This window comes from Candidatus Neomarinimicrobiota bacterium, assembly GCA_041862535.1.
Classification (GTDB): Bacteria; Fidelibacterota; Marinisomatia; order SCGC-AAA003-L08; family TS1B11.
This window is the reverse complement of sequence record JBGVTM010000367.1, coordinates 1-13,490: the sequence shown is the minus strand read 5'-3', so window position 1 is coordinate 13,490 and position 13,490 is coordinate 1. Positions and strand designations below refer to the sequence as shown.

The following is a 13,490-nucleotide window of genomic DNA, read 5'->3' as shown; positions in this document are numbered from 1 at the left end:
GCTGGTGGACCCGACACCGGCGGAAATTATCCTGCCTGTTAAAAATACACCGCCCGTAATCACTTTCCGTTATCGAAGCAATCCCCCTGTCACGGGTCCTACAGCTGATATCGCCGAGAAAACCTTCCCGACGCGAACCTTCTTATGGACTGTCGCCGATGATGATGGCCTGGAAACCGTGGATTCGATCTACTACGCGTTGGATGACACATCACATTGGAACGCTCTGGATGCATCCGAAAAGGGAATCACGCTTACTGAACTGATTCCCGGTACTCATGTTTTCTACCTGAAGGCAAGAGATATCGCCGGCGCCGAGAGCGAAATCATCCATTACCCTGATATTAATGATGACTCAACTCCCAATACCTGGCTGGTGATGGAACCGGTGGGAGATGTTCTGCTGGTGGATGATTATCCCTGGGATCCAAAAAATAATGCCCTGGCCTGGTACCGGAGCATATTGGATACTGTTCCCGGGGTAGGTTTAGCGGTAGGGGGCGACGGGTATTCCGTCTGGGAGATTGGCAGCGAGTTGCCCTTCTCTGAAACCGACGTTTCCGCCACGCTCGGTTACTTCAAACACATTATCTGGTATGCAGCTACCAACGGACCGGAAACGTACGGTGACGCTTCCAATCCGATCAATCAATTCTTGCAGAATGGTGGGAACATTTTTATCAACGTTACCGAGCTGATTACTTCCGCCACTGTCTGGTTCCCGTTTGATTCTACAGCTGCTGTCAACCCCACCGGGCGCCTGCGTCTCGGCATGACTATCGAGTCCAGCATAAGTACGGACTTGGATCTTAAACTATCTAGGACGGTCCCGTACCGGGTCCGTTCCTTCGCCCTGAACGACACCAGTGCTCTTGATCCGGTTCTCGGACCTTATTTTACACCGCTCTACCGGATGCCTGAGGCCACCGGCTCCGATCCGTGGCGCGGACGCCCTATCGTCGCCGCCGAATACGACCATCATTCACCGACTAACGAAAACGCGGGCAAAGCTGTTCTCTTTTCCATTCCGCTCCATGACGGTTCATCCCTGGATGGCGCAACCATGGAAGGAAACGGTTCGGCCGGCAAGTTCATCTCCTGGATTCTGCAGCAGAGGTTCATGCCATGAAACGTGCCGCTATTTTGATCATCGCCGTTGGCCTCAACGTCGTTCTAGGCCAGGGGACCGCCACTATCAGGGGACGGGTGGTAGATAAAGACACCCGGCAGCCACTTCTAGGGGTCAACATCATCGTGCAAGGGACCTATTGGGGTGGCGCTACGGCTGCGGACGGGTCCTACGTTATCACCGGTATTACGCCCGGCGACTATGACCTGCAAGTGACCTACATTGGCTACAAGACCTATCAGCGGACCGGGATCGTTGTCCGAGCTGGAGAGGAGTATGAGGCCAACTTCGAGCTGGAGGAGACGGTCCTGTCCTTCGGCCGAGAGATAGTCATCATTGGCAAACGACCGCTGTTCGACGTGGCGGAAACCTCGTCATCGACCAGAATGTCGAAGGAAGAAATCGAAACCATGGTAGTGGATGACGTCGTGGACATCCTCAGCAAGAGCGGGGGTGTATCAACAACTGATAACGAGGTGCACGTTCGCGGTGGCCGGCTCGATGAAACCCTCTTCATCATTGACGGTGTTGTCGCCAAGGACCCGCTCACAGGCTACAGTGCAAATCTGTACGTCAACGCCGATGCCATCGAGGAGATGGAAATACTTACCGGCGGCTTCAATGCCGAATACGGGCAGGCCATGTCCGGGGTAGTAAACGTGAAACTTAAGGAAGGCCGCCAGAACCTGGAAGGCAGTATCAAGCTAACAACGGACGGAGTAGCCGGGCTCCCCGATTACGGTACCCGCCGGGTCGAGTTCAACCTTGGCGGACCGTCACTGGCTGAAAACCTGTTGAAAATTCTGGGTGTCAATCCACCGGGGGAATTCTACTTCTTCGTGAACGGTTATGGCAAAATATCTGATACCAATCTACCCACGGCTAGGAAGCTCTACGCGCACCAGAGTTTGAAATTCCCTGAATGGCTGCTCAGTGATGAACAAACTCAAAATCTCCTGGATAAGCTGGCTTTCAGCGAAGAAAATGACTGGCATGGCATGTATAAATCCACCTGGAGAATATCTCCGCGGCTTCAATGGGCCAACTCGGTCGACCTGTCGCTGAATATCAACCAGGGCTATTTTATGCCTCGCGCCTTTTCCAGTACCTCCTTCCCTTACCGCTATATGAATATTCTGGATAACTACAACACTATCACCCGCACGGCCGTCATGTTGAATTCGATTCTGGTGCATACTCTAAGCCCCAAGAGCTTCTACGAACTCAAGCTTAGCCGCTTTACCACCGAAGAGCACAGTGCCGTCCAGGACCTGCATTGGACCGAATATCGTGAGCGCCTCGACCTGGAACCCAATTACTACGTCCCCTCAAGCCGTGATGGAGATATTGAGGTCACCTACGGTGATGAATTTTACGATACCGGAATGTCCCCGGAATGGTACAACACCATCAGTCAAAACAATGCCATAAAAGGTGACTGGACCTATTCCGTTACGGAACGCCAGATGCTGAAATCAGGCTTTGAAGGCAATTGGACCACCCTCCAGGTATTGGACATCAACGAGCCCTGGACCGGCACCACCGGGTTGGGTGCCGATTATGACATCTACCGGGCGCGGACCCATTATGGCAGTTTCTATATTCAAGACAACATCACCTTTGAGGGAATGATTGTCAACGTGGGCTTGCGCTACGACTACTGGATGCCGGGGCGATACCTGGAAGATGCGATCAATGATTCACCACAGGTGGTTCTCACCCAGGCTGCGATCGACAAATTCAAAGACGAATCGTACGACTTATTCGGTCATCGGATCAAGGGTCATCTGAGTCCACGTCTGGGCATCTCGCATCCGGTCACCGATAACGATGTGCTCTATTTCTACTATGGCCACTTTTCACAGTTACCCACTTTCCAATACGTATTTGCCAAATTGAGTAGTCATTCTCAGAGCGCCTACCAGATCATCGGCAATCCTACCCTGAATCCTAAAACGACGGTGCAGTACGAGATCGGTGTGAAACACCGGTTCAGTGAAGACCAGGTTCTGGAATTCAAGGCCTACTGGAAAAATATGTACAATTACGAGACTTCTCAGACGGTTAGATCAGAAAATCCCAGGTATTCGCACCTGAGTTTCAACATGTACTTCAACGCCGATTATGCCCGTTCCCGGGGTGTTGAAGCCATCCTGAGGGCTCGATTCTGGCGTAATTTCATTGCCGACGGACATTTCTCCTACTCCATCGCCACCGGTAAAAGCTCAAATCCCAACGATAACCTGCTGGTTCAGGCAGGCGCATTGTCTGAGAAGCCCTTAGGCGAGAATTACTTGAGCTGGGATCGTCCCATCCGGTCATTCCTGAACCTGTCCTACTATAAGCCCCCCAGCGATTCACGGGCTTTCCTGGGGCTTAAAGATTGGGGCGCTTCCCTGCGCCTGGATTACGAGACCGGCAGAAGATATACTTCCCAGACCCTGTTGGATGATCCCGCCGGAAATGATCTTCCCAGAGGGCAACGGCTGGGCGAGGATGGCCAAATTTATTGGTATGGGACGCCCAACTCGGACACTCCGAATAACCGGATCTCCAAAAAAGTGCGCTTCACCATTGATACACGCCTTTACAAAAACTGGGTGGTAGGCGGTACGCATATCCGCCTGTTGTTCGAAGTACAAAACCTGCTGGACAACCGCATCCCCAGACGGATTAACGTCTTCACCGGTGAAGGATTTGATCCCGGGGACATGATTTCGTACAGTTACATCGACGATCCCGATCCAAGAATTGATCCCGCGCGCATGGAAAAACCACGCATGGCTGAGGTCGGTTTGCAGGTGATATTCTAGTGCGTAAGCGAACGATCACATCACACGTCCTGCTCTGGATTCTGGTACCGGTACTCGCATTCGGGCAAGCCCTGTTCCAGAACCTTGGCGGGCAGCGGGTAGGGACGGCAGTTTTCCCCTTCCTGAAAATTGAGACCAGCGCCTACGGAGCTGGTCTGGCCGGCGCCGGCGTCGCTCTACCGCGGGATGCCGCCAGTGTATTCTATAATCCTACTGCGATCAGCCATCTCCCGAAGCGTGACCTGGTGCTGTTTCATCTCGATATGCCCGCCGATATCGATTACGAGTATTTTGCCTTTTCGTCACCCTTTGGCCGTATCAGCCACATCGGTTTCAGTTACGGTGTGCTTCACATGGACCCCATGATGGAGACTACCGAATACATGCCATTCGGAACCGGAAGGACCTTTATCTACCGCGATGAATTCATAGCCCTGACCTATAGCCTCCGGTTGTCGGACCGCTTCACCTTTGGCACAACTGCTAAATACGCACATGAATCCATAGATGACCTGACCATGGGTGGTATGCTCTTAGACTTTGGGACGCTTTACATGACCGGCTTTCGATCACTGCGTATTGCATCGTCCCTGACCAATTTTGGCGCCCAATCCAGACCGACCGGCACATACTCCAAGACCATCCTGGACCAGAACGGCGAGCCGGTGGTGGCCGACTCGCTGGAATATCAGTCCTTTTCACCCCCGACAACGTTCCGCCTAGGTATCGGCTATGAGATCCTTGAATCTGATCAGAATCGCTTGACCACCTCATTCCAGTTGACCCATCCGGCTGATAACGCTGAAACCTACGCCTTCGGCTTTGAATATCTCTTAGGGAATATATTGAGTGTGCGTGGCGGCTATGTCTTCAACATGGCTGGATTTGGGCTTTCCCTCGGCGGCGGCCTCAGGATTGGTCTGCCCGGGAGCATTAAACTGAGGTTCGATTATGCCTACTCCCAGACAGATTACTTGACCGCTCCGCAACGCTACAGCATCGGATTCGCGCTATGAGAACGTTATTCGTATTGGGACTGTTGCTGGTAGTGACGGCTTGTCTCGAACAAATGCCATTGCCCTCGCTTGAAGAATCCGTCCGCCCTGACTTCAATCCTGATACGACATATCTGCCCCTTTCCCCTTCCTGGGGCAGTGCGGATGGCCTTGTTACCCCGGTGGAAGTCGTTGTTTCCCATGCCCGCCATGTCTTTGTTGCCGACACCGCAGCTCGTGAAATCTTCGTATTCGATCAGGCTGGAACCAGGCTGGATCAAGTTGACCCCACCTATGCTACTCTGGATTTCGATCATCTCGGTGCCGACTTCACTCCCACGGATATGGATTTCGATGGTCGGCTGAACCTGCTGATCATCAACGGCTCCAATAAAATATACCGCTGGAACCAATTCTGGAATATTCACGGTATCGATTCGGTGGTCAGCGAAATTTTGGTTAAGAATACCCGCACCGGCGAACGGTTATGGTTGCCTCCATTTCAACTGGAGACAGCGGACTACCTGCAATCACCAGATTGGATTGCCGAACTGGACAGCAGCAGATACGAAAAAAATGATGCGGCTGCCGATTCCCTGCTCAGGCCGCATGAATTTTTCGATATGGCTTTATGGGTGAATCAGCAAAAAGATATCTTCTATCGTCCTGAAAGGACCGTTTTCTCAGCCATTTCCGCTGCCCGGCTCGATGATTATTTTTTCTATGCCGCGGATTCGATGCAGAACCGGATTCTCCGGGCCGCGCTGGTACGCAACGGTGCCATCAAACTTGGCAACGGGAAAGCCTACTTTACCCACTTCGCTCTATTCGTTGATAACGTGAAAGAAATCGGCACAGGTGCCGGAACGGTCAACCGGCCTACCGGTCTGGATGTGGACAATTTCGGAAATCTCTACTATTCCCAATACGGCAAGCATTTGTACGTCCATTCGGTCCGGCCATCGAAGGCATTGAGATTCCCATCTCGCTTTGAGCTTTTTGTCGATGACATTATGACCCCCGGGCAATATCTCAGACCAACCGACGTCGCGGTCGATTCACGGCAAATGATCTATGTTGCCAACACGGACCTGCAGGAAATCCTCGTCTTTAATGGGGACGGCAGCTTCTTTAAGAAAGCCGGCATTGAAAAGGTGAGGGTCGATACAACCATGTGGGTGCCCTTCGCAGGTGAGGGTTCCCTCCTCGATACCAGCCTCTGGGTCTATTTCGACAGCGATTCAGCCCTGGTAGATACTACCATCTTCATTCCAGCAGTTATGGATTCGGCTCTGGTAGATACGTTTTACTATCGGGAGATAAAGGGCCAACTCATAGAGCCGGCTTCCGTCGCTGCCGATGAGCGCGGGGTGATCTACGTCTGTGATCCGGCGCAGGGCGGTGTATTCCGCTTTATCCTTTCTACCTCATTTGATGAAGCATTGACCAATATAAACCAATGAGATCCTTTCTGAAAAGCCTGCTAAAGCCACACTGCATGGCCGCATACTTATGGCTGGGACTCCTGCCCCTGACCCTGCAAGCCCAGGTCGAAGACGATTATAAAAAGTACACCAGTATCAACCAGCTCGGTATCGGACTGACGAACTTTGGCGTGTTGGGCAACGGGTATAATAGAATCGATGGCGAGATCCAACCCTCGTGCATGTACCAGCAGCATACCCTGGTCATGCGGGAACAGGTAGAGCACTTCTCATTCGCCGGATTGTGGGTCGGAGGCATGGTGAGTGGACAGCCCCGGGTCTCTACTGCCATCGTAGACGGTGTGTTCGAGTCCGGTTCCGAAGGTTTCGAGTTCGTGCCGCTGAGTCTCCTGACCGAGAGATCGAATGTCACCACCAGCCCCGTCTACGATCCTGATGCCGTTTCACACCAGGACTTCACAGCCAGGTTCACCGATGTCTTCCCGGCCAGCATACCGCTGGTGCCAAACCACGAACCGTTGAGAATTGAAGTAACCATGCGCACGTACGCCTGGGACTTTTCCTTCGCGGAAGCCTTCGTGATTTTCGAATACACCATCAAGAATGTCAATCCCTCTGCAACCATCTCGAATATCTATGCCGGAATCTGGGCCGATGTAACTGTTTCCAATATGAACTATACCAGCATCTACGAAGCGGGTGGAGGATTTACCTGGTACGACGATCTGGATGGATTCGATGAAACCGTTGACGCTGCCGGATTCCCACGGTATATGGCTTACGAGTACGACGCCGACGGTGATGACGGCTGGGCGGAAACGTACATAGCATTCAAAACACTGGGAGGCACCGTACCTCAGCCGTATCTCCAAACATTCTACAGTCAATGGCCCTGGAATGCATCCATTAATGAGCTCTATCCCCGGTATGTCATGGCATTGACCGATGCCGAACGTTATGCCCAGCTCTCCAGCAATGTACTCCCGGGTGATAGATCGGATCCCTTGTATTTACCGGCTGACGGGTATCCTGCCAATCCCGGCAGCTGGCTCTTTCTGCACTCGGCAGGACCTCTGGGTTCAGTTCCAGTTGAAGGAGATCCCACCAGTTGGGAGCTGCCCCCCGGCGATTCCCTTAAGGTGGTGTTTGCCCTGGTCGCAGCCCCCTGGGCAACCGCGGGGATCAACTCCCCTGCCAGGCGCGCAGCATTACACACCAATGCCGACTGGGCTCAAAAAGCCTACGATGGTGAGGATGTGAACCGGAATAATATTCTGGATCCCGGTGAGGACGGCGATAATGATGGCCAACTTGACCGTTATATCCTGCCGGTGCCGCCACCGCCACCCGCAATATACATCGATAATCGCAATCAGCAGGTGGACATCTATTGGGATCGATACTCTGAAGATTTTGAGGATCCTATCTCACACCGGAAGGATTTTGAGGGATACCGTCTCTATGGTGCGCGCAAAGTCCAGAGCGATGACCAGGAGCAGGAGTATTCCTTGCTGGCTGAATTCGATCTGCCGGGCAATAATATCGGTTTCGATGTGGGCTTTGGTCCCGTACAGATTGTTAATGAAGTGGATGAGCCTGATAGTGTTTTCATCGCGGGCAGATACTATCACTATAAATACACCAACTATGGGGTCAAGAACGGCTGGCTCAATTACTACGCGGTCACCGCTTTCGATCAGGGTGATCCCGACATTAACCTGGCAAGCCTGGAAAGCTCCAGGTTTGCCAACCGGAAGGTTGTGTATCCCGGGACGGTGGCTGAAGATTGGACCGATAAAACCGGCGTTTATCCCAATCCCTACCGGGGATCCGCGACGTGGGACGGTTACGGCACCCGCGACAAGCTCATCTGGTTCCAGTACCTGTCGCCGAAGGCGGAAATCCGTATCTATACCCTGGCCATGGATGAGGTGAAGAAAATTATTCACGACGCCGGCAGCTACTCCGGGGAGGATGTACGCAATATCAACTCGAGGTTGAATCCCAAATTTTCCGGTGGTGAACACGCCTGGGATCTCATCACCCGCCATGAACAGGAAGCGGCAACCGGCCTGTACCTCTACACCGTGAGAAATATTGATGAAAACAGCCCCAATTACGGGAAGGTCAAAGAAGGCAAGTTCGTTATTCTGAAATGAGAGCCGGTATTTTCATTTTTTATTGCATCTCGAAAGAAGTATGCTATATTAAATAAGATAATTCAGGTTAATACATACCGCAATATCTTGTGTTTTCTGCCAATCAACACACAAATGGAGGTAAAATGTTATGAAGAGATTGCTCGCAGTACTGTCTCTCGGCATTACGATTGCCCTGGGTCAGATCACCCCGATCGCCGAGATTCAGTACGTCGCTGATCCCGCCACGGATGACGCTTCTCCACTGCTCGATCAGACCGTCACCGTGTCCGGTGTAGTAACGGCAGAATACTGGGGATCATACAAGAATCGTGATATGATAATACAAGATGCTGACTCCGCCTGGAGTGGTATCTATGCTTATCATTATTCGGATAATGGGTGGCAGGACTTTCCCATGACCTTTGATCCCGGTGTTGACCGGACTACCATAGTCGAAGGTGACTCGGTTACGTTAACTGCGGTTGTTACTGAATATCATAAGTGGACCGAGCTGACGAATGCCACCGCGTTGGTCGTCCACGGCCCAGCGGTAAATCCCCCGGCCCCGATCGAGGTTTCCACCCTTGAGGCCAACGCCGAAAAGTACGAAAGTGTGCTGATCAAGGTAGTGGATGTCGATATTGTCGACCCCGATATGGGATATGGGGAATGGAGCGTAACCGACGGGAGCGGTGATCTGATCCTTGATGATAAATGGGCCTATTACTACTACCCGAAAGCGGGCGACAGCCTGGCCACCATCACGGGCGCCCTGTCTGAAAGAGATAACGTGTATAAACTGCTGCCACGCCTGGCTCGCGACGTGGTGGAGGCCGGACCCTTCACGCGCGTTCAGCGGGTCCAGCAGGTTCTGGGTTCGGCATTGTATATGACGCCGGACAATCCGGTACTCGACAGGAGTTATCTATATCAAGATACCGTTTCCTGCATCGGTATCGTAACGGTACCCACCTCGGAATTGTCCTCCATCGATACCAGTGTTAGCCCGTGGACGGGCTACATGCGATTCCTCTGGCAGGATCCCAACGGCGGTCCCTACAGTTCGATCATGTCCTACTATGATGATCCCACCGCCTTCCCGGACCTCTTTGAAGGCGATTCGGTCATCATGACCGGGTATATCTTGGAATATGCAGGAGGTGGGGGCGTGGCCCAATTCACCGAGATGTGGATTACCGAGCCGATCCAGTTAGTCGGGGAGGGTGCCCACGTCCCCGACCGGCCGACTGTTACCACCGGCGATCTACGGCTGCCGATTGATGCCGAACAGTGGGAATTGAACATGGTCCATATCGAGAACGCCACCGTCATCGACAACGCATGGGACCCGCAATACGTCGAGTTCACCATTGATGACGGCAGCGGCATCACTATCGTTGATGGTGATGGCACCAACAGCATGTTTGGTGAAGACCAATATGGCAATCCGACAACGCCATTTGTTCCCCCTCCCAATGGCACAACGATTGCCTCTCTCGATGGTTACATATATCATTCCTACGGCTCCTATGAGGATACTACCACCTACAGGATACGGCCTGTTTATCATTCGGACTTAGTGTATGGCGGTGGCCCACCGGTCATCACCGGTTTTGCTGTTACCGAGTCACCGTTCGGTCCTGATGATGCCGTAACGGCCAGTGCCACCATAACCGATGGGTCTGCGGTTGCTTCAGCTGTTATCACCTACCGGGTAGACGGCGGCGCATGGGCGGATGCGGCCATGACCAAGGGGGCCGATGATACCTGGAGCGGGACCATTCCGGCAACCGGCACCGAGGGGGCGCTGGTGGAGTACTACATCGAGGCCACTGACGACGGGTTGGATAACCAGGAAGGGCCCATGTCATCCCTCTTACCTTCAGATACCAGCAAGGCGCTATACGGTTACTATACCAAGGCCGATGGTCCCACCATCCATGATATTCAGTACACGCCGTTTGCGAGCGGTGCCACCTACTATGTCACCGCGGTTGTAAGTGTGAGTGGCGTGGTAACCAGCACTGCCAATCAACCGGAATCGAGAGGGGGCGGCTTTAACATCCAGGATGGCCCGGGAATCTGGAATGGTATCTGGGCCGAGTTAGCTGAGGCTGCAACCTATACTGTAACCCAGGGTGACAGCATTACCATCACAGGTACTGTAATTGAGGATTACGAGTGCACAGCAATTAGCGATGTTACCGCTGTCACGGTTCATGCCTCGGGCAAGAGTGTTGCGCCCCTCGAGATAACCGGCGCGGAGTTTGTAGCCGATCCCGAGCAATACGAGGGTATATTGCTGCACTTCGGTGAAGTCACTGTTATCGACTCTACCAGCTATGACAAGAATGTCACGGATGATGACGGGACTACCACCTTCAAAATCGATGATGACTTCATGATTCATGAAAGCCCTGACGATATGTACTACCATGCGCTGGATAATGGAGCTGTCATTGCCGATCTCTCGGGTATCTGCCACTACTATTACGGCAATCATCTGGTGATGATACGCGACCCGGCCGACCTGGGTATCATCGTGTCCGTTGTCGACGGCGAGGGCCTTCCGGTGAAATTCTCCCTGAGCCAGAACTATCCGAATCCGTTCAATCCGACCACCACCATCGAGTATTCACTGGCCCGGCAGGTGAAGCACACGCTGAAGGTTTACAACCTGCGGGGTGCGCTGGTGGCGACGTTGGTGAACGATGTCCGTCCGGCTGGCGCCTACAGCGTTACCTGGAACGCCAATAACTTCGCCAGCGGGATCTACTTCCTGCGTCTGGATGCGGAGGATTTCCATCAGACCAAGAAGCTGGTTCTGCTCAAGTAGCCTTCGTTGGCCGATCGAAGGCCGATGCATGAGCGTTAAGAAAACGGGGGAGGGCTGCTGCTCTCCCCCGTTTTTATTTCTGCTGCATCTGGCAATCTCAAGCCGGGCGAATCGATCACTTCAGTAACAGCATTTTGATGGTTTCGGAGAATGCCCCCGCCTCCAACCGACAGAAGTACACCCCGGCACCGACCGGCATCCGGTGGCGGTCCCGGCCATCCCAGACCACCGCATAGACACCAGCAGGCTGAGATCCCTTAGCGATAGTATTTACTTCCCGCCCCAGCATATCAAAGATGCGCAACACCACATTGGAGGGCACAGGGTTGGTATACCGGATGGTAGTGGTTGGATTAAAAGGATTGGGATAGTTCTGATATAGGATGTATTGAGATGGCGTCAGGTCTTCATTGAGATCTATTTCAGTGCCTAGTGCGGGGATCGGTTCTCCGGCATTGACCCAGGCGGTATACCATACGCTGGCAAGATCAAGTATCGCCCGTTGAATGACATCGGTGGTGATGGAATCAAGCTTGGTCCACATAACACTATAGTAGATCGAACCGTAATATGGATCCTGGTTGCTGGCCAGATCGTCGGCCTCCAGAATCAACCCGACGTAGGGGTACACCTCACCAATGTATTGGAAGACGGAATCGATAACGCTGTCCCAACAGACTGCCTCTCCTTCGGGTAAAGGCAACTGGCCTAGGTGGGGCTCTATCAGCTGCAACTCATAACGTGAATGAATGCCATCATTGCCGGTATACTGTCCATTATAGTTTACGGTCAGGTGCAGGGGTTGGTGAGAATCCGCAACGTAATGCCCGAGGTTAGCGGCAATTTGCCAGGCGCTTTCCCATTGATTGCGTGACATGAGCGCGCTCAAGCTGTCCGTCCACCATTGGATCACCCAAGGCACTATACCCACACTCCTTACTTCAGATTCGTCGTATAATTCCAGCATCTCTTCCCATTCATGCGGTAACGTGCCGTCATGGAACTCCGGGTAGTAATCGATATTGATATAATGGCAATAGCCGGGCGATCCATCCCTATCCGGATCGGATGCATGCTGGTACAGGAAGGTACGCTGATACAGAAAAAACGACATTTCCGATGGTAAATATTCCACGGCGTGGAAATTGATATATTCATGAGCCAGCCAGCCCCAATTCCCCCCGGCAAGGACGCAGGCGGGGAATATTACCAGAAAGGTAAAGAGGCCTCTCATTATTCTTGGTGCGCGTTCAGTCATAAATGCCTTCAAGGATCATTGCTCATTTTAATAACGAATCCGGCAGGTTGTACTGATTCAATGTAGCTGAGCACTACCCGCACTTATTCCAGCACGGGATACTGATACTCTCTGTTCTCGCTTGGACGTATAGCGGCCTCCCAACCAGGGGAGTATTAACGAGAGTTGCATACCTCATTGCTGTTGGCTTCTCATGGTTATTCTGCTTGGCGTCTGTATCTCCTGGCGTCCTTAGCTGTTACTCTCCTGCAGACCGTTAGCCGCTTCCCACCCTCACTTCAAGGAGAGGGAGCGACACGAAGTGTCGGGGGTGAGGTCGCCCACCTAACACATCTCGGAGCGGACGTACACCGTATCAGGTGTTCAGACTCAAATACGGATGTAACTTGTGATGCCAACCGCAGCCTGTTCTGTGATATAGCATATCAGGGAGTCAACTGTGTTCAATTCAATTTTCAACTCAAATTTTATCAAAGGTATGTTTTGGCCCTTGTTTCTATTCACCCTGGGATGCCAATTGGGGCTGCGGACCGCAGATATGCCGATTCCTGGTATGTTGGCGGATGGGCGCATCCTTCTGCCCAACGGCTGGATCCTTGAATCCGCTGGCGAACATGTACCCGTTGGGGACCTGCCCCTCAGTATGGATGTTACTCCCGATGAACGCTATGCCGCGATCACCGGCAGTGGCTACCGCCAGGATGTATGCATTGTTGACCTACAAAACCGGCAGGTCGTGGATACTCTTGGTCAGGAGCGGACGTGGCTTGGGGTCCGCTTCTACGGGCAGGGAACCAGACTTGCTGTATCCGGTGGCTATTCCAATGCCGTTTATCTCTATGATTTCCGGAATGGAGTCTCAACGCTGCTGGA

8 protein-coding genes are annotated in these 13,490 nt (G+C 52.7%); 7 read left to right on the top strand and 1 reads right to left on the bottom strand.

All coding sequences use genetic code 11. The features are described 5' to 3' along the window. From ACETWG_13220 to ACETWG_13195, 6 genes are all read left to right on the top strand, one after another. Positions 1–1,129: hypothetical protein (locus ACETWG_13220; GenBank protein ID MFB0517547.1), on the top strand; the 1,129-nt coding region annotated here is incomplete at its 5' end. Then, complete coding sequence (locus tag ACETWG_13215; protein ID MFB0517546.1) at positions 1,126–3,942, top strand: carboxypeptidase regulatory-like domain-containing protein; 2,817 nt, start codon at positions 1,126–1,128, stop codon at positions 3,940–3,942. The genes ACETWG_13220 and ACETWG_13215, both read left to right, overlap by 4 nt. Further along, positions 3,942–4,958, top strand: coding sequence for a PorV/PorQ family protein (locus ACETWG_13210; protein MFB0517545.1), 1,017 nt, complete (start codon positions 3,942–3,944; stop codon positions 4,956–4,958). The genes ACETWG_13215 and ACETWG_13210 overlap by 1 nt, the downstream gene beginning before the upstream one ends. Beyond that, on the top strand, positions 4,955–6,400 hold the full coding sequence (locus ACETWG_13205) for a hypothetical protein (GenBank protein MFB0517544.1): 1,446 nt from the start codon (positions 4,955–4,957) through the stop codon (positions 6,398–6,400). Before ACETWG_13210 ends, ACETWG_13205 begins: the two co-directional genes overlap by 4 nt. Positions 6,401–6,435: 35 nt before the next feature. Continuing rightward, the gene (locus tag ACETWG_13200) at positions 6,436–8,541 is read left to right on the top strand and encodes a hypothetical protein (GenBank protein MFB0517543.1); all 2,106 of its coding nucleotides are present in this window, start codon (positions 6,436–6,438) and stop codon (positions 8,539–8,541) included. A gap of 130 nt (positions 8,542–8,671) precedes the next feature. Further along, positions 8,672–11,359 carry a T9SS type A sorting domain-containing protein gene (locus tag ACETWG_13195; protein ID MFB0517542.1) on the top strand — a complete coding sequence of 896 codons (2,688 nt, stop codon included), beginning with the start codon at positions 8,672–8,674 and terminating at the stop codon, positions 11,357–11,359. A gap of 115 nt (positions 11,360–11,474) precedes the next feature. On the opposite strand, the gene ACETWG_13190 is transcribed toward ACETWG_13195, so the two are convergent. Then, positions 11,475–12,593 carry a T9SS type A sorting domain-containing protein gene (locus ACETWG_13190; protein MFB0517541.1) on the bottom strand — a complete coding sequence of 373 codons (1,119 nt, stop codon included), beginning with the start codon at positions 12,591–12,593 and terminating at the stop codon, positions 11,475–11,477. Positions 12,594–13,155: 562 nt separating this feature from the next. Here ACETWG_13190 and ACETWG_13185 point away from each other — a divergent pair. Continuing rightward, on the top strand, positions 13,156–13,490 hold a 335-nt coding region (locus ACETWG_13185; protein MFB0517540.1), incomplete at its 3' end, for a YncE family protein.